Raw genomic sequence first — 18,406 nt, 5'->3', positions numbered from 1 at the left:
TAGGCGACCTCGATGCCCATCATGCGGGCCACGGCGATGACCAGGGCGCCGATCGAGGCCGGTTGGTCGATGATCACCAAGACCCGGCCGCGGGTCTGAAGCTTGCCGAGGACCTCCTTCAAGGCGTCTTCGTCGTTGGGCAGCGGTTTGTCGTGTAGGCGTTTGCCGGCGGGGTTGAGCGCGCACGCATGGTGCTCGCTCTTACCGACGTCTACTCCGCAGTACACGTCGTACCGGTCGGTGCTGCCGTCCTGCTCGGTCAACGCCTGGTCCCTTGCTCGTACGGAGCAGGCCGCCTCGATGCCTCGCGCCGGCAGCCACGTTACGAACAGACCAAGAAGCGGTCAGGTCTCTATTAGCGGTCACTGGCACCCTCCGGACCCCGGTGACAACACCCCCCAGATCATGGACAACAGGGGGACTAAGTCATGCCGCGGCCGGTGGCCTGCAACCCCGGTTGGGGCTGCGAAAAAGGTAACGGGGGGGGCTGTCGCGGGTGGATCTCATCGTGGACGGGGTGGGCGGCCGCACGTGCTCGGAGTGAACGTGACGGAGGCTTCGCTGCTGCCGCTGGCAAAGCAGGGGAGGGCCTCGGCCTAGGGAATATCCTGACGCCGTTGGTGAGGCGGGCGGTCAGCCCGCGGTCTTGCTTGATCGGCGTGGGCATTGCTCTTGCCGCCCATCACGAACCACCCTGTGAGCGTGTCGGCTGCGGCCGGCGCAGGCTCGTCCCCGGGTAGCAGTCGGGTGGGGCAGCGGCACCTGCCGAGTCGTTCCCACGTGCGTCGTGTGGTGCGGTTGCTCGTCTTCGCTTGCACCACCGAGTGAAGCGGGCGGGCGGGGCTGGCTATCCGGGCCCTCCGCGAGAGTGTGAACTTTGGCGGCTTACCGCTGGACGGTTCCGCGTGTGTGCATCCCCGTGTCCGGCTCCCGCTTCGTGTCCGGCTCCCGCTTCGTGTCCGGCTCTCGCCTCTACGGACTCGGTTCTCGGCGTGCGTTGGGCCATTGGCAGGTCGGCGTGTCCGGTTGGCTCAGTGCGATTGGGCTGCGTTTGTTGCTGCGGTCTTGGCGGAGGCCGTTGCGGGTTTCTGGGCTGCGGTCGGCTCCTGGCCCTCGATCAGGGAGTCGGTGTTTTCCGGGTCGTGCGCCGGAACGGGCCGCGCTGTGTTGGGTTGCGCTGCTGAGTCGGCGGGGGCCTGCGAACCCCGTTCAGGCGGGGCGGGGTCGTTTGCGGTTGGGGCCGCTGTGCCCGTACCTGAGGCGTCGCCGGCTTGACCAGAATTGGTGCTGGCCGTTGTCGGTGAGCTTGCGGCCGGTTGTTCGGGGGTTTGAGCGGGCAGCGCTGGGCGACCGCTTCCGGGTGCGGCGTCGCCTGGTGAGGGCGCCGGTCGCGCGCTGCCGTTTGGCGGCTCATCGTTGTGGGGTCGCGGCGCGTAGGAGGAGAGGTTTCGGGCCTCCGCGTTGGCCACGGTTGCGTCGCTGCGGACGGCCGTGTCGGACGCCGGGCGGTCGGACTCGGAGTCCGTGGGGTGCCGGGTGTCGGCGGAGGGGGTCGTGTCCGGGGCGTTGGCTGGTTCGTTGCCAAACGTGGACGGCGACTGCCAGTGGATGTGGGGAGGTTCGGCGATGGCGCGACCGCCGAAGCCGGCGAGCCACTCGGCGACGAGCGCCAGGTTTTCGAGCCACTGCTCCTCCGGGATGACCGGCAGGAGGTCGTCCCAGAGCGACAGGAACGTGCCGCGGAGCTGCAGTCGCCCGTAAGGCCGCGCCAGGAACCACATGTGCAGGTGCGCCGAGCCGTCGCCCCAGCGGTTCACGTGGACGCGGGCGACGCCGTCGAGGGATCGGATCGCTCGCTCCAGCCGTACGGTCATCACCCCGAGCTCCGCGGCCAGGAGGTTCGGCAGGTCGCCGATGTCGAAGTGTGAGCGGCATTCGAGGATCAGGACCATCGGCAATCCGGTGGGCCGGTCCATGCCGCGGACGCGCCATCGCTCACTGACCCAGATGTACGCGTCGTCGGGGGTGTTGCAGGCGACGCAATCGGCGGCGTCCTCGCCACTTCGCGAGGGCTCCACCTCGACCGGCTCGGCAAGGCGCTTGACACGCATGTCCCCCTCGAAAGGGAAGGAGGGCCAGCGTGTGAAGTCGGGGAGCGGCTGGGGGTTGTGGGGCACGACGCTGACCCTAGCCCAGCTCACCGGGCACTGTCCCGGGTCAATTTCCGGCGGACTCGCCGATGCGCCCTCACCCGTTCAGACAGGACCCGAAACGTCGAAGCACGTCACGTTCGGTGGGCACCGCAGCACCGGCCTAAGTTATCCACAGGAGTTATCCACAGGCAGGCCAGTTTCACGTGAAACACGACGTAGAACGCGCTCACCCCCTGTGGATACAGCAGTGGAAGACCTGTCATCCATCGGAGTTGTTTCACGTGAAACGCCCACGCGGAGCGTCTTCAACAGTCTCTACGCACAGCTTGTGGATAGTGCCGCACACCGATCCCAGGCCGGCCGTTGTGTGAGTCGGTGGGGCGTTCACGGAGGCCGGCGGGTGCTCGTGTCGTCGGGATGGTTTTCGCCGCTCGCGTTCGCGGATTCTGGTCGTGATCGAGCTTCGTTTCACGTGAAACCTGCGGCCCTGATGCTGCGGGGGTTGGACGTCTTTCGTGGCGCCGCTGCTTCGTGGCGCCGCTGCTTCGTGGCGCCGCTGCTTCGTGGCGCCGCTGCTTCGTGGCGCCGCTGCTTCGTGGCGCCGCTGCTTCGTGGCGCCGCTGCTTCGTGGCGCCGCTGCTTCGTGAACCCCCCACGGCTTCATGGTCTTCGCTGCGAACCTTTCGGCTGCTGCGACGAACCTGCGGGTCGTCCTCCGGTGTTTCCGGGACAGGACGACGACCGCCGAATCTGCCGAGTTTCGTCCCGGTCTTTCTCTGCCGAGTTCGGCTTTCGCGGCCAGTCGATGACTCTCGCCGTCGGTGGGCGGGTCGGCCGTCCGGGTTGATGAGGACGCCGATGCAGTGGATCACGGCGTGATGTCTACGGCTTGACTCAGCAAACGGACGCCTCGGCGCACCCTTCCGGATTGACGGCAGGGCGGGGTCCGTCCCGGTGCGTCTGTCTCGGGGATGTCGACGCTCGGGAGACGTCGTCTTCTAGTGCGCCTTGTTGGTGGTCGTGAGGACTCCCGACTTGGTCTTCCGTGTGGGCGGGCCAGGTTCGGGCTGTCGGCGGGTGTGGGGTGCTTCTTGCCTACAAGATGCTCATGATCTCTTCGGCCCTGCGGGTCGCGTACAAAGATCTGATCGATGTTGGTTGCGGTTGCGGTGGGATGGTCGCCGTGCGGGAGTGCTTGGGACGCTCACCGTGCCGGCCGCCTGGGACGGTCACCGTGTGACGGGCCTTGTCGGACGAGGCGTCAATGTGGACGTCCTCTCCCTGCCTGACCGGCTTACCCAGCGACATCCTCAACACCGGCAAGCAACCGTCGCGGGCGCTCGGGCCCAGTCGCGGGGACGGGGATCTTGTCGCCCTCTCCGCTGCGTGGCCCCGGGAATTGTCGCTGGGTCAGCTCGCTGCCGCGGAGGCATCGGTATCGGCTCGGATAGCAATACGCCTCGACTCGACGGATCACTGGTGGGCGTACGGTCCTTCCAGGACCCTGGGGTGCCGCGCCCAATCAGGATCGCCTGGCACGGCAAATCGGCGGCTCAGTGAGTCAGACGGGATCACGCGCCTGAACGCGTCGAGCTGCAGCGAACTGACGCTGAAACCACGAGAGATCTGATGTTGGGCGTTCTTGGTTGGCTCTCAACAGGGCCCTACCCCTCTGCAGCGGTGGCCCCGGACCTAAGCCGGGTCGGGCAGGATCTGCGCGCCTTGATCTAGCAGTCAGCCATCACACTCATCGCGCTGGGCGGCCGACAGCGAGACGCGGGCTTGGTCACGCGTGTGGTCGACGACGGCGACGCCCAAGGATCATCGTGTGCCGTCGTTGCCGCGACCGAGCATCCGAACTCACTGAGCTGTGTTCGACGGAACGAAGCCTCGTTGGATCCCCACGCTCGTTGAATCCCCACGCTCGCTGGACCCTGCCCTCGCTGGACCCCTGCCCTCGCTGAATCCCCACGCTGGCGAGACCCCCGCCGCTCGCTGGACCCTCCACCCTCGCTGAATCCCCGCCGCTCGCTGGATCCCTCCGCCTCGCTGAATCATCCCCGCGCTCGTTGGATCCCCGCGCTCGGCGTACTCCAGCACTCGGCGGGTCCACACGATGCGTATACCTGAGTGGTGCATGTTCAACCCCCGCTACGAAATCGGCCTGAGTGACGCTGGCGCGTCTCATTCTCGGCACGGGTGCTGGGGCTTACAGAATCACTCCACCGGCCTGAGGTTCGATCTCGGCACTGCGCATGGCATGCCTGTGCGCCGGGCATGCCATGCGCTTGCCTTCTACCGGCAGGCAACCGAACTCCGAGTTGCTACCTTGTGGACGCGTTTCACGTGAAACACGGCTTCGCTGCGCGCACGCGGCGCAGCGCTCTTGGGCCATGTCGGAGACCCGTGGTCTCGAGCCCTCGGAGCCCGCAGCCCGGAGCCCGGAGCCCCGACTATGAGAGTGGAAGGCTCTCCCGCGGCATCTTGGCTTCAGGTGGCTGAGTCGCTGGCAGTGAATCGCGATGACCGGGCATCAGGCCAACAGCAGTGATCCGGGGTTCGACCGATCCAGCGCCCTCGCGGACACGACCCGGCAACCGAGATCTGACAGGATCGCCGGCCGGCATTGGCCCCGAACGCCACCCCGCTGCGAACGAGATCCCCAGCGTCGGGCGCATCCGAGAGCGGCTTCGGCCTCATCGACTTCGGGATCTAAGACAGTTAGGCAAGTGCGGTCGATACCGGCGTTGGATGAGATGGCTGGGCTCTGGTCGCGCCGCAAGCGGGAGCACTCCGTTTCACGTGAAACTCTCCGGTCTCCGGTCTCCGGTCTCCGGTCTCCGGTCTCCGGTCTCCGGTCTCCGGTCTCCGGTCTCCGGTCTCCGGTCTCCGGTCTCCGGTCTCCGGTCTCCGGTCTCCGGTCTCCGGTCTCCGGTCTCCGGTCTCCGGTCTCCGGTCTCCGGTCTCCGGTCTCCGGTCTCCGGTCTCCGGTCTCCGGTCTCCGGAAATTATGAGAACGTTCGTCACGCGTTTCACGTGGAACCAGCCCGCCCCAGGCCCATCGCCGTTCAAGGGTCCCGCGCACAGAGCACACCATGCGCCCCGCGATCTCACCCCGCCGTCGCTGCTGGATCCCAAGCCAACTGGATCCTCGGTCGGAGCCACAAGAATGCAACCGGGCTGCGGGTGTGGGTGCACCCCGACTCAGCCTCGAGACGGCAGCGCGCTCTCCGCCTTCCATCCACCAACAGACCGGCGGACCCGCGGACGGCGCGTCCGGTTCAGGCCCGTCAACCTTGCTCGACCAAGAGGAGACTCCACGCCTCGACCGCCCAAGTCGCACCGGGCCCAACTCACTGTCGAGAACCAACTTGCCTCCGGCAGGGCATCGGTGGGTTGACCGGGGGCATGCCGGCGCTTCGCGCAGCGCGATGCAGGTGCTCGCCCAGCACGAGCAAGAACCCAGACCAGCGTCATCTGCCCGCCAACGCAATTGCCCTTTTCCAACCAAGGTACGGAAGCCCGCAGACCCCGAAGCTCCACAGCCGCGATCAAGGGCGCAAGCGCGGCCAGCGGCTCCGACGAAGCCTTGGCTCCCGGGCCACCCGCCATCAGCGATCAAGGGGTGCAACAGGCGACAACGACGGACGACGCGTTTCACGTGAAACAGGGGAATCCGCAGCGGTGTCCAAGTTCGGTCGCGGCTCAGCTCTGAGTAGCGTTGGGAATCATCAACACGCCCTCCCCAACACCTGCCCAGGTGGATCCAGATCCAGGCCGACATCAAGGTGATGCCCGACGACCGGGCTGTCCGAGCCGGCTACAAACAATGTTGACCCTGCCCGGCCCGCACCGATCTCGTCAGGGTCGTCGAAGCTAGCTGATCTCGGATGCAGCCACCCCGTCGCCGAGCTCGAGACCCATTCGCTCACCCAGCGACATACTCATCACTGGAGACCGCTGACCGGCCTCCGAACCGACCCAGCCGACTCACCGATCACCCACCTCGGGCATCGAGTCGCTCCGCTAACAACAGCTGTCATGAGCCGCCGACCGAAGACGCGGGACGTGGCCACTACGCCGGCCGACTCAATCCTCACTGCCGTCAGAAGCTGCGGAATCCCGACAGGGCAGGCGTCGCGGTGTCACGGGCGCTGCTGCAATGACACCCACCCCCGGTCCACGAGGGCCCTGCACAACCAAACCGCTCGGCGCACCCCCCGCGGAGCCCGCAGCCGCTCCCATAGGGCCCGGCCGCGGGGCAAAGCCCGGCCGCGCCGTGTAAAGCCCGGCCGCGCCGCAACAAAGCCCGGGCCTTGCCGTGTTAAGCCCGACCGCTCCGTAGAGCCCGACCGTGCCGTGTAAGCCCGACCGCTCCGTAGGGCCTGGCCGCTCCGTAGGGCCCGGCCGCTCCGTAGGGCCCGGCCGCTCCGTAGGGCCCGGCCGCTCCGTAGGGCCCGGCCGCTCCGTAGGGCCCGGCCGCTCCGTAGGGCCCGGCCGCCCCGTAGAGCCCGGCCCCTCCGTAGAGCCCGGCCGTTTCACGTGAAACCAGCCCAGCCCGAACCCGAACCCAGAACCGCGCCAGCCCCACCACCGCAAGACAACGGAAGTGCATTCGGACCCGCCCACGACGCCTTGACCCGAGCCCGTGCGGCGCCGTCCAAAGCGAGCCACGCATCCTTCAAGCCTCGTCATCAAGGAAGGCTGGAACAAAAACACGCCATCGGCACCAGCCACAACCAACCCGCCCATCCATACCGCCCAGATCTCTCGGACGGCTCAACAGCGAGCCCATCCACGGGTCAAGCCCGCGCGGTGATCAACCCAGACTCCGAGGAGAAACCCAGACCCCGCCACTCTCCAAGCCGGCCCTGGGGGTAGGTACGCCGTCCATCAGACTCCACCCACCCCATCACCCAAACCCTGAAAGACCACGCCCGGCGGCTACGCCATCCAACTCAACGGAGAGTGAGCCCCGGCGGCATGCGTTGAACTCGCGATTGTGCCCTCCAGGAGCCTCCAACAGCCCCGCCAAATCTGGCAGACCGAGCTAACAAGAGTGGCTGACAACAGCAAGACACCTCATCGCAAAGAGCCGCAGCAGCGCGAAAGCCAAAACGACACCGGAAGGCGGAACGGCGCGGCGCCAGACGGCGCAACTCCACCCCAGATCCCAAGAAAGCACGGCAACACGGAAGGCGAACGAGCGGCACCAGACGGGGCGAGTCCACCCCCAGGCCCCGCACACCCCACCGAAGGCAACATGACTGCCGCCACCCCACCCCGCGACGGACGCAAGCCAAAAGCAAGCAAAACATGAAAAAGATTCACCTTAAGCTACACCCGACAACCACCCACAAAACCCGAGCCACAAAACAGGACATTCAGGGCGTCAGAAACCCACAACCCCAAAGATCCAGAGCAACCAGAAACCTCAGGAGAATGGCTCTGACAGAACCACCCCGAGCCTCAAACTCGACCCCAGCTCACGTTAAGTAACAATCCACCGGCCCAACCCACGCCCAACCCCGCACACGAAGAAGGCACGTGATCCGAGAATCACGTGCCTCTGCACTCCACTACCTCATCGCCATCAACCGACCGTTGACAGCAATCGATCAGCCGTCCTCCGAGGACGCTTCCGCGCCTTCTTCCTCCACGCCGATCATGCCCACGATTCGCTCGAGGTCGTCCACGGTCGCGAACTCAATGGTGATCTTGCCTTTGTTCCGACCGATGTCGACCTTCACCCGGGTGTCGAACCGGTCCGACAGACGGTCAGCCAAATCGTTCAGCGCCGGCGCATGAACCTTCGCTCGTCTGGCCGGCGCCGACTTCTTCACCGGGCCGTCGGCGATCGCCAGCGACACCAGTTCCTCGGTCGCGCGGACCGACAGGCCTTCCGCCACGATCCGAAGCGCGAGCCCTTCCTGGGCGGCGCTGTCCTCCAGCCCGAGCAGCGCCCGAGCATGGCCGGCGGACAGCACTCCGGCCGCGACCCGACGCTGCACCGGCGCCGGCAGGTTCAGCAGCCTTATGGTGTTCGAGATCTGTGGACGGCTCCGACCTATCCGTCGAGCCAGCTCCTCATGCGTCGCGCCGAACTCCTCGAGCAGCTGCTGATAGGCGGCCGCCTCTTCCAGCGGGTTCAGGTTGGCCCGGTGGATGTTCTCCAGCAGGGCATCCCGCAGCATCGCGTCGTCACGGGTGTCGCGAACGATCGCGGGGATCGTCTCCTTGCCGACGGCCTGCGCGGCACGCCAGCGGCGCTCACCCATGACGAGCTCATACCGGCCGCCGCCGAGGTCGCGTACGACGATCGGCTGCAGGAAGCCGACCTCCTGGATGGAGGTCTTCAGCTCTTCGAGCGCTTCCTCGTCAAACACCTGCCGCGGCTGCTTCGCGTTCGGCTCGATCGCCGTGACCGGAAGCTCCGCGAAGCGCGCGCCGGGCACCGGGGCCAGGCCACCGTCGTCGACGACCGCCGGTGGCGCCACCGGCGCGGGAGGCGGCGCGGTGAACTGGGCCGGCGCGCTGGCCTCAACGGGAGCCGGCGGCGCGGGCGGGGGAGGAGGTGGCTCCTCGGTCGCCGTCGTGCCACCTGCGGCCGGCGGCGCCGTGGGAATCAATGCGCCGAGGCCACGGCCTAGGCCGCCCCGTGGACGGTTCTTCATGCCGTGCCTCCCGTGTTGACCCCGCGCATCGCGATCTCCAGAGCGGCCTCGAAGTAGCTCGTGGCGCCCCGCGAACCCGGATCGTAGGTCATCACAGATTGGCCGTAGCTAGGAGCCTCCGACACCCGGACGTTGCGCGGAATCACTGCCTCAAGAACCTTGGAGCCGAAGTGGTTCCGCACGTCCTGCTCGACCGCGTCCGCCAGGCGGGTCCGGCGGTCATACATGGTCAGCAGGATCGTGGAGACGTCCAGCGTCGGGTTGAGGTGCTGACGCACCAGGTTGATGTTGTTGATGAGCTGGTTCAAGCCCTCCAGCGCGTAGTACTCGCACTGGATGGGGATAAGGACCTCCTGCGCCGCGCAGAGCGCGTTGACCGTCAGGAGGCCGAGTGATGGCGGGCAGTCGATGAAGACGTAGTCGAACTTCTGCGGATGCCCGGCGATCGCGCGCTGCAGCCGCGACTCGCGGGCGACCACCGAGACGAGCTCGATCTCGGCGCCGGCGAGGTCGATCGTCGCCGGAACGCAGAACAAGTTCGGGATGCCCTCGACGGCCTGCGCCACCTCCGCGATGGGCACGTTGTCGATCAGGCAGTCGTAGACGTCGGGCACGCCGGCGTGGTGGGGGACGTTCAGACCGGTGGACGCGTTCCCCTGCGGGTCGAGGTCGACCACGAGGACACGGTTGCCGTGCAGGGCCAGCGCCACCGCGAGGTTGACCGTCGTCGTGGTTTTGCCGACGCCACCCTTCTGGTTCGCGACGCAGAACACCCGTGGATGGTCGGGGCGCGGCATGTGGATCTCGCCGCTCGGGTTGAGGATCTGCACAGCACGCAACGCTTCCATGGCGAGGGGCGGATCGTCCTCATCCCGGTCCGGCGTTTCACGTGAAACATGCTCGGCTGCCGCCGCGCCGTCGGCGACGGGCTGCTCCGTCACCGCGGTCGGTGCGGCCGGTGCGGCCGAGACAGGAGCTGACGAGGGTACGGTCGCAGACCCGGAGACCGGCGCAGACGAAGGACCCGACCGTGGAGCCGGAGCCGATCGTCGCGGCTCGGACGCACTGACATCAGGTTCCGCTACCGGAGTGCCGTACACCTGACCGCCGTTCCCTGCGCGTGGTTGCGGCACCCCTTGCTCCCCACTGTCGAAGCTCACACTCAGGCTTCCACTTCGATCCGACCGGGCGTGTGGATCGGTTTCACGTGAAACAGGGTCCCAGCCTGGGGCGCCGTCAGGGCCCCTGCCATACTCATGCACCGTTTTGTCCCTGCCTGCTTGGATTGGGTCGGCACCGCGAGCGTGCGGTCCGGCAGGAAGCGGCGGGGCGCCTGGCGCTCCCACCGTCCGGTCCACACTATCGACGCGCGGCCAGCCTACGGCCGTCGGGCGAGCGTCGCCACGGTTGTCCGCCTGATGAGTTGATGTCAACAACTCCTCCGGCGCCTCGAAGACCATGAATCCGGGCACCAACCGCATCCTCGTGCCGCCGTCCTGCCCGGACGCCTCCATTACACCGCGATCATCCCCCGACCGTGGTCCCCTAAGCGAGCGCAGATAGTCCGTTCCCGACCCCGCGCAGGGACCAGGCAGACCATCCGGCCCCGCCTGTCCAGCGCTGACGCTGGGAGGAGCCGCAAACCCACGACCACCGTTCCGGCCGACAGCAACATCCGGCCCAGAATTCGGAGGCCGCGAGGAAGCCCCCGGAGCCTGATCCAACTCCGACACAGGCCGGCCCGCATCCGGGCCTCTCTGGGGTCGTGGGAGTTTTCCCGCCCTCTTCCGCACGCCCCGCTTGGCCATCTATCCCCTCCGCGATCTCCGTTTCCCGGAGCCGCGCCCGCCGGAACTGCCGGCCGAGCGGCCCGGGTCGGCCGCCTTTCCGGACGACCTCGGCCTTGGCGCCACGACGGCCCGTTCCCGCACGATCTCGACGACCGTGGTCGGCGGATCGATCAGCCCGACTCCGCAGAGCCGGACGACCGGGTCGCCGCCACCGAGCCGGGTGATCGCCTCGTGGTGCTCTGCCGCCTCTTCCGCGGCCGTGGCGCCCTTGAGCGCCAGTAGCCGGCCGCCGACGGCGGCGAGGGGCAGGCACCAACCGGCGAGCCGGTCCAGTGGCGCGACCGCGCGGGCGGTGACGACATCGGCGGCGGCGGGGGGCCCACCGACGAGGTCTTCCGCTCGGCCGCGGACGACTGTGACGGTCGCGTCGAGGCCAAGTGCGGTCACCGCTTCGGACAGGAAAGCGGTTCGTCGTGCCAGCGGCTCGACCAGCGTGATCATGAGATCTGGCCGGGCCACTGCCAGCACGATACCGGGCAAACCAGCACCAGACCCCACGTCCGTCACCGAAGCCCCGATAGGGATCATCTCGGACATAACGGCACAATTGATCAAGTGGCGTTCCCATACCCGCGGAGCTTCCCGCGGCCCAATGAGACCCCGAACGACGCCGTCGGTGATCAGCAGCTTCGCGTAGCGCGCAGCAAGCGACAACCGAGCGCCGAAAGCACGCGACGCGGCGTCGGCAAAGGCAGCCGGAACACCAGAAGAAAAGGCAGGGGGAGCGGCGGACGACGACGGCCCGGGCACGACATCGCCCGGGCCGTCGTCACCCGCGCCGAAGCGTGGGTCGGTCATCTCGCGTCAGTCAGCCGGACGAACCACGATGCGGCGGCTGGGCTCGACGCCCTCGGACTCGCTCTGCACGCCGGGGATCGCGTTCACCACGTCGTGCACGCACTTACGCTCGAAGGCCGACATCGGCTCCAGGCGTACCGGGTCGCCGTGCTCCTTGACCTTCTCGACCGCATTGCGGGCGACCGCCGTCAGTTCCTTACGCCGGGTGGCCCGGTAGCCGCCGATGTCCAGCAGCAGCCGGCTCGGCGAGCCCGTGGCCCGGAAGATCGCCAGGCGGGTGAGCTCCTGCAGAGCCTCCAGCGTCGCGCCGCGCTGACCCACAAGCGGCTGCAGCCGGCCGCCGACGACCTCGACCATCGGGCGTCCCGCCGACACGAGCTCGTCGATGTCGCCGTCGTAGTCGAGGATGTCGAGCAGACCCTCCACGTAGTCGGCGGCGACCTCGCTCTGCCGGAACAGGTCGGAATCCGTCGTGACAGTCTCCGACTTCTTGGTCTCTTCGGTACCGGCGGACTCCGCGGCAGGGGCGGAAGCGGTCTCCTCGGCGGACTGCTCTGCGCTGGGAGTGCTGGTGTCGGTCACGGTCTCATCTCCGTACTCACTCGGGCCGGACCTGCTCGGTCCGCTGTTCCCGCGTCGGTGCCACCCAGGAGTGATAGGTCGGCACCGGCGCGAGGAGGTCTTTGTCGCCGCCCCAACAGGGCCGCGCGCGGCCCGGGCCAGGCCCGGGTCGCAGCTGCGTCATCCCTGTGGTTTGTTGGCGGGTCTCGCGCCCTTCTTGGGGTTCACCGGCTTGGCGCCGGGCTTCGGCGCGAGGGCCTTGGTGTCCACGACCGGGCTCTTCGGCTCCGGCAGGGCGGCCGGCTTGCGGCCGAACAGGCCACCGGTACGGCCGCTCTGCACCGGATTCTGCGGGGTCTTGCCGCCGGACTTGGCACCGCTCGAACCGGCCGGGCGTGCCGAGGAAGAGGTGCTCTTCCCGTTGGCCATCGGCGGCGGCGGGAACTTGCGGAGCACCCACTGCTGCTGGGCCAGGCTGAAGAGGTTGTTCGTGACCCAGTAGATGACCACGCCGATGGGGAACAGAGCGCCGGAGATCAGCAGCGACGCCGGGATGCCGTACAGCATCAGGCGCTGGATCATCTTCTGCTGCGGGTCCTCGGCCCAGCCGGTCTTGAGGATCATCTGGCGGCTCGTCAGGTACGTCGTCGCCATCATGATCAGAACCAGGATGCCCGCGATGATCTTGACCGTGGTGCCGTTCGCGTTGAGCTGGGCGAGGTCGGACGCGGACGAGCCGAACTGGGCCGGCAGCGGCGTGGTGAACAGCGCCGCGTGAGTCGCCTCACGGAACTGCTCTTCCGTCCAGCCGTACAGGGTGGGGTTGAGATTGTCCGGGTTGAGCCGGCGCAGCACGTGGAACAGGCCCAGGAAGACCGGGATCTGCAGGAACATCGGGAGGCAGCCCATAAGCGGGTTGGCCTTCTCGACCTTGTACAGCTCCATCATTTCTTTCTGGAGCGTCTCCCGGTCACCCTTGTGCTTCTCCTGCAGCAGCTTGACCTTGGGCTGCAGCGCCTGCATGGCGCGCTGGGACTTGATCTGCTTGACGAAGACGGGGAAGAGGATCACCCGCAGCGTCACGACCAGGAAGACGATCGACAGAATCCAGGCCCAGTTGGTGCCCAGCACCCGGCCGTCCGAGACGCCGATGGCGTCCCAGAGATCATGCCAGCGAAGAAGGATCCACGAGATGGCGATGTAGATCCAGTCGAGACTCATTCATGCTCCAGTCACATCAGCAGGACGGTGACGGATCGGGTCAGGCACCGGATCGAACCCGCCAGGGTGGAAGGGGTGGCAGCGCAACAGCCGCCAGATCGCCAGGGCGGTCCCTCGGAGAGCGCCGTGCACCGCGAGCGCCTCCTGGGCGTACGCGCTGCACGAGGGGTAGAACCGACAGCGTGCCGGCAGTGCCGGGCTCAAGTAACGACGGTACGCGACGATCCCCCACGTCAGCACCCGGGCAACCGGCCCGCGTGGCGTGCTCATCGCCGCCGCCGCGGCGACCGCGCGGCGACCAGGGCCGCATCGAGGTCGGTGCCCAGCGTCTCGAAGGACACCGAGGCCGAGGCAGGCAGTGCGCGAACCACCAGCAGAGCGCCGTCCGGCAGGTCGGCGAGGCGGGACCGGACCAAGTGACGCAGGCGCCGGCGGACCTTGTTACGGATCACCGCGTTGCCCACGGCCTTGGACACGACAAAGCCGGCGCGCGCCGCGGAGGCTTGCACCGGCTCATCGATAAGAAGGTGGACGACCACCGAGTTGCGCCCGGCCCTGCGCCCACCGCGAACAGCTGCGGCGAAGTCGGCGCTACGCCTCAGTCGTTGTGCCGTGGCCAGCACGACTACCTAGACATCCGGCCGGACCAGCGTCGGCTCAGGCCGACAGCTTGTCGCGGCCCTTGGCGCGGCGGGTGGAGAGGATGGCGCGGCCGGCACGGGTGCGCATGCGCAGCCGGAAACCGTGGGTCTTCGCGCGCCGGCGGTTGTTCGGCTGGTAGGTGCGCTTGCTCACGTCAGAACTCCGTCTTCGTCGGACGACCTACTCTTGGCGGCGTCCAGGGGGCATCAAAGCTGCAAGACGCCACTTTAGCAGAGTGCGGCGGAGCAACCGCCCGACCCTACGCAGCACCCCCACGGTGGTCAACCATCCCGGGGTCGGCACGCCGACAGATCCCTTCCCGCCCCGCGCCTGGTCACGCACGCTGGTCCGTCTACGCACAGAGTGAATCTTTTCGTGCCACGTCTGCCCCGGGGTGGGTACCGGCGGTTGATGCGGATGCCGCCGCGCTGTTAGCGTGCCCGTTTGCTGGTCTGCGCGTTGACGCGCCGAGCTGGCCAAAACCGGACGAGGCGGTAAATCGTTCGCCAGATGAGCCTGTTTTCCCGCGCCACCACAGGCTCCGGGGGAGTCCGCCGACCAACCGGCCGGGGAGCGACCACCGACGAGTGCACAGGTTGTGGATAACCTGTGGATAGCCGGTGGCGCCGTACATGTTCAGCACGTTGGATGTGCTGGTTGGGGGTAGCCGGTCCGTGGCCCGTTCGGGTGACGACGGGCAAAGGGCGGCGGAAGCCGGACAAGGCCACCGGGGAACCGGTGGCGATGGGGGTGGCGCGGCGGTGGCCGATACGGTCGACCTTGGCGGGGTATGGACCGCTGCGACGGACGAGCTGGCGGACGAGATCGCGTCCGCCCAGCAGCGTGCGTACCTGCGGCTCACCCGCCTGCGCGCCATAGTTGAGGACACCGCGCTGCTGTCCGTGCCCGACACCTATACCCGCGACGTGATCGAGTCGCGGCTCCGGCTGGCGATCACCGAGGCCCTGTCGCGCCGGCTCGGCCGGCCGATCCAGGTCGCCGTGACGGTCCGGCCACCGGAGGACGGAACGGGTCATCCGGGCAAGGTCTACGGCACACCACCGCCCGAGCCGCCGACCCAGGCGCCCGCGCACTACTCCGACCAGCAGCAGCGCTACGCCGACCAGCAGCACTATGCAGACCAGCAGCCACCGGCATATCCGGATCGTTATCCACAGTCGCCGTCCTTCGGTCACCAGGACAACTACGACCAGGGATACGAGAAGTCGTACGAGCAGAACTACGAGTCGGCCGACGGCCCGACCGGTTCCGCGCAGGCGCCGTTCCCCCGCGCCGTCCCGCAGGCCCGTGACACTCGTGACGGTCAGGACGCTCTGTTCGCCGCGCCGCTGCCGGCAGGCCAGGCCGAGGGGCCGAAGACCGCCGCCGAAGCGCAGCAGGAGCAGCAGAAGGGCAAGGCGCAGACCCGGACCGAAGCGGATCCGCAGCGCCGCGATGCCCCCCGGCAGATGTCCCACTTCGCGGATCCGCCGAACGAATCGGCGGGCCGCCGGATCGCCACCGACCAGACCCAGCTCCGCGACAACCAGCGCCGCCAGGACGACCGTCCGACCATGCTGGGTCAGGACCGCCGCGACGACACGATGCAGATGCGGCAGGGCAGCGGCGACAACGGCCCAGGCCGCGCGCCGATGGACATGCGCGGCCAGGACCGCGACCGCCGGGGTGGCAACGACGGCAACCGCCTCAACCCGAAATACATGTTCGAGACGTTCGTCATCGGCTCGTCAAACAGGTTCGCGCACGCCGCATCGGTCGCGGTGGCCGAATCCCCGGCGAAGGCGTACAACCCGCTGTTCATCTACGGCAGCTCCGGCCTGGGTAAGACACACCTGCTCCACGCGATCGGCCACTACGCGACGACGCTGGGCCACGCCCGCTCGGTGCGCTACGTCTCCACCGAGGAATTCACCAACGACTTCATCAACTCCCTGCGCGACGACAAAACGCAGGCCTTCCAACGGCGCTACCGCGACGTCGACATCCTGCTGATCGACGACATCCAGTTCCTGGAAAACCGCGAGCGCACCCAGGAGGAGTTCTTCCACACGTTCAACACCCTGCACAACGCGAACAAGCAGATCGTGATCAGCTCGGACCGCTCCCCCCGCCAGCTGGCCACCCTCGAAGACCGGATGCGCACCCGCTTCGAATGGGGCCTGCTCGCCGACATCCAGCCGCCGGACCTCGAAACCCGCATCGCCATCCTGCAGAAGAAGGCCGCGCAGGAACGCATGTACGCCCCGGACGACGTGCTGGAATTCATCGCGTCCCGCGTCTCGAACTCGATCCGCGAACTCGAGGGCGCCCTCATCCGGGTAACGGCATTCGCCAGCCTGACCAGATCGTCGGTGCAGCTCTCACTGGCCGAAGAGGTCCTGCGCGACTTCATGCCCGACGGCGCCGGCCCGGAGATCACGGCGGACCAGATCATGGTGTCCACCGCGGACTACTTCGGCGTGAGCCTGGAAGACCTACGCGGCCACTCCCGCTCCCGCGTCCTGGTCAACGCCCGCCAGGTGGCGATGTACCTCTGCCGCGAACTGACCGAGCTGTCCCTGCCAAGAATCGGCCAGGCCTTCGGCGGCCGCGACCACACCACGGTGATGCACGCGGACCGAAAGATCCGCCAGCACATGGCAGAGCGCAGGTCGCTCTACAACCAGATCGCCGAGCTGACCAACCGCATCAAACAAAACACCTGACCCCGCCCGCCGGGACAAAGACCAAACCGCATCCGGTACGCACGGCGGCGACACCAACCGCAACACCGAGCCCAAACCACCACAGCAGCCGGCCAGGACATACTCCAGCCCGGCGATCACCCGCCGGGCTGACCCGCCGCCCCACCAGACCACGCCCACCGAAACGCGCCAGCCACCAGCGCAACGAGTCCGAACACCCGGCCACCCCTGAACAAATGCTGCCCGCCCGCGAACCCTTCATATGACGTACGCCACACAGCTGGCCACTGTTCCACGCCGGTCGCCATGACCCATGAACTGTCGGCAGGGACCTAACGGCTCAAGCTCGGCAAGCATCCTCACGGCCACGCCAACCCGGATCGCGCTGTGGGACGAAGGTGCGGCAGCCCCAACCGCCGCAAGATCTTCACGACCCACCAACCCGGTCGATCGTGCGACATCGAGGTGCGGTGAGCTAACCCGATATCCACAAGGTCGCCACGGCCACGCCGACCCGGCCAATCTTGTGGCTCTGCGGGGCGCAGCCAACCACAACGACGCCGGCTTCCCCTGCGGCCGGGGATAGCCGCGCTTTGGCATCCACGCGGGTCCGGCCGACGCTAGGCCAACTTTGTGGACTGATGGTGCGAAGCTGACCCGCCATCCAGAAAGGTCCCCGCGGCTTCACCAACCCGGTCGGTCTCGTGAATCCGAGGGCGCTCGACTTTCGTCATTCGGGAGACTTTCGGCTCGGTGCGGCCACGAGCAGCCAGCCGAGGCCGCTGTCGAGATCGTGCTAGCGGTGGTCCGCCTGGGGCACCGGCTACCCAGATTGCCGGGTCCAGCCGGTCGGGCCGCTGGCACGCTCGGGGTGCAGCCAGATCTGCGGCAACGCGGTCCCTCGAGTTTCACCAGTTCGTGCGGGCGCAGCCGCAGGTCGAGGGGCCGATCCGAAAGTAGATCTTGTGTAGTGCCCGATCAGCGCCAAGCCGCAAGATTCTCGGCGTCATGGCCGACACGCAGGATGAGCTGGACGGATGGCGGACGCCCTGTGGGGCAAGCGATCCAGAAATGGCGAAACTCGGATGGTCCGCTCCGCTTGCGCAGATTGCCAGGTTCGGTCAGTCGCCTGTTCGAGGCGCAGCCGGATCTTGGCAGCGTGGTCCGCTCCGCGCCGGCACGCATCAATGTTGGTGCGAGGCCGGGCGAAACCGCCCCGCGGCTGCCCGGACCCACCGCATGGTCGGGCATGCCGGGCAGAATCTTGCGGCAATCGGGGTCAGCTCCACGGGGCCCGCCGCATAAGACCGCCTGCGGACAGCAGATCCCGTGGCGCCGCGATCATCAGACGTTCGCGCTTTCGGGCCGGCCCGCACCGCAAGGCATCCAACCCGCCGGCCAAGTCATGCGACACCTCAGCCAGCCCGCGCGACTCATCGACAACCCTTCGCGCCGACCAGGCAATCTACCGCTGCACGGGCTACCACCCAACGGGTGTGAACCTGGGCCTCACCCACCCCCAGATCAGCCCGACGGGCGGCCCGCCGCTCCTAGCCCGCGCCCCAACACCGCCGCCCTGGCTCGTCGTACCGCCAGCCCGCACTGCCAGCCCGCACCACCCAAGCCGAGGCCGCACCACCACGCCCCACCACCGAGCCGCACCGCCAGCCCGCACCGCCGACCCGCACCACCCAAGCCGAGGCCGCACCACCGAGCCGCACCGCCAAACCGCACTGCCAGCCCGCACCGCCAAGCCGCACCACCCAAGCCGAGGCCGCACCACCGAGCCGCACCGCCGGCCA

The 18,406-nt window shown here is 67.8% G+C and carries 12 protein-coding genes; 1 reads left to right on the top strand and 11 read right to left on the bottom strand.

Annotated features, from left to right (window positions below):
* The 10 genes from DMB66_RS56990 to rpmH form a co-directional block, all read right to left on the bottom strand.
* Positions 1-263: transposase (locus DMB66_RS56990; RefSeq protein ID WP_148112910.1), on the bottom strand; the 263-nt coding region annotated here is incomplete at its 3' end.
* Between the two features lie 768 nt (positions 264-1,031).
* Positions 1,032-1,952: a hypothetical protein gene (locus tag DMB66_RS65010; protein ID WP_370321387.1), complete on the bottom strand. Its 921-nt coding sequence runs from the start codon at positions 1,950-1,952 to the stop codon at positions 1,032-1,034.
* Positions 1,953-7,771: 5,819 nt separating this feature from the next.
* Positions 7,772-8,827: a ParB/RepB/Spo0J family partition protein gene (locus tag DMB66_RS56975; RefSeq protein WP_125812328.1), complete on the bottom strand. Its 1,056-nt coding sequence runs from the start codon at positions 8,825-8,827 to the stop codon at positions 7,772-7,774.
* Entirely contained in the window at positions 8,824-10,089 is a 1,266-nt protein-coding gene (locus DMB66_RS56970; RefSeq protein ID WP_370321384.1) for a ParA family protein, read from the bottom strand. The genes DMB66_RS56975 and DMB66_RS56970 overlap by 4 nt, the downstream gene beginning before the upstream one ends.
* Positions 10,090-10,635: 546 nt before the next feature.
* Complete coding sequence (gene rsmG / locus DMB66_RS56965) at positions 10,636-11,475, bottom strand: 16S rRNA (guanine(527)-N(7))-methyltransferase RsmG (protein ID WP_125812327.1); 840 nt, start codon at positions 11,473-11,475, stop codon at positions 10,636-10,638.
* A 6-nt stretch (positions 11,476-11,481) separates the two neighbouring features.
* Complete coding sequence (locus DMB66_RS56960) at positions 11,482-12,057, bottom strand: R3H domain-containing nucleic acid-binding protein (protein ID WP_125812326.1); 576 nt, start codon at positions 12,055-12,057, stop codon at positions 11,482-11,484.
* A 159-nt stretch (positions 12,058-12,216) separates the two neighbouring features.
* Positions 12,217-13,257, bottom strand: coding sequence for a membrane protein insertase YidC (yidC, locus tag DMB66_RS56955; RefSeq protein WP_125812325.1), 1,041 nt, complete (start codon positions 13,255-13,257; stop codon positions 12,217-12,219).
* The gene (gene yidD / locus DMB66_RS56950) at positions 13,258-13,527 is read right to left on the bottom strand and encodes a membrane protein insertion efficiency factor YidD (RefSeq protein WP_125812324.1); all 270 of its coding nucleotides are present in this window, start codon (positions 13,525-13,527) and stop codon (positions 13,258-13,260) included. It abuts the gene before it with no gap.
* The gene (gene rnpA, locus DMB66_RS56945; RefSeq protein ID WP_125812323.1) at positions 13,524-13,880 is read right to left on the bottom strand and encodes a ribonuclease P protein component; all 357 of its coding nucleotides are present in this window, start codon (positions 13,878-13,880) and stop codon (positions 13,524-13,526) included. The genes yidD and rnpA overlap by 4 nt, the downstream gene beginning before the upstream one ends.
* Positions 13,881-13,914: 34 nt before the next feature.
* Positions 13,915-14,052 carry a 50S ribosomal protein L34 gene (gene rpmH, locus DMB66_RS56940; protein WP_125812322.1) on the bottom strand — a complete coding sequence of 46 codons (138 nt, stop codon included), beginning with the start codon at positions 14,050-14,052 and terminating at the stop codon, positions 13,915-13,917.
* A gap of 479 nt (positions 14,053-14,531) precedes the next feature.
* Between rpmH and dnaA the strand changes: the two genes are divergently transcribed.
* Entirely contained in the window at positions 14,532-16,625 is a 2,094-nt protein-coding gene (gene dnaA, locus DMB66_RS56935) for a chromosomal replication initiator protein DnaA (protein WP_125812321.1), read from the top strand.
* Between the two features lie 1,529 nt (positions 16,626-18,154).
* Here the strand turns inward: dnaA and DMB66_RS65005 are convergent.
* Positions 18,155-18,406 (bottom strand): hypothetical protein (locus DMB66_RS65005; protein WP_233625566.1); only part of this gene is annotated, 252 nt, incomplete at its 5' end.

This window comes from Actinoplanes sp. ATCC 53533, assembly GCF_003947245.1.
This window is presented reverse-complemented; position numbering and strand designations above follow the sequence as displayed.

What these genes read in the sequence shown, in the direction of transcription:
- DMB66_RS65010 (WP_370321387.1), bottom strand. Translation starts at nt 1,952, where the DNA reads ATGGTCCTGATCCTCGAATGCCGCTCACACTTCGACATCGGCGACCTG.
- DMB66_RS56975 (WP_125812328.1), bottom strand. Translation starts at nt 8,827, where the DNA reads ATGAAGAACCGTCCACGGGGCGGCCTAGGCCGTGGCCTCGGCGCATTG.
- rsmG (WP_125812327.1), bottom strand. Translation starts at nt 11,475, where the DNA reads ATGACCGACCCACGCTTCGGCGCGGGTGACGACGGCCCGGGCGATGTC.
- yidC (WP_125812325.1), bottom strand. Translation starts at nt 13,257, where the DNA reads ATGAGTCTCGACTGGATCTACATCGCCATCTCGTGGATCCTTCTTCGC.
- yidD (WP_125812324.1), bottom strand. Translation starts at nt 13,527, where the DNA reads ATGAGCACGCCACGCGGGCCGGTTGCCCGGGTGCTGACGTGGGGGATC.
- dnaA (WP_125812321.1), top strand. Translation starts at nt 14,532, where the DNA reads ATGTTCAGCACGTTGGATGTGCTGGTTGGGGGTAGCCGGTCCGTGGCC.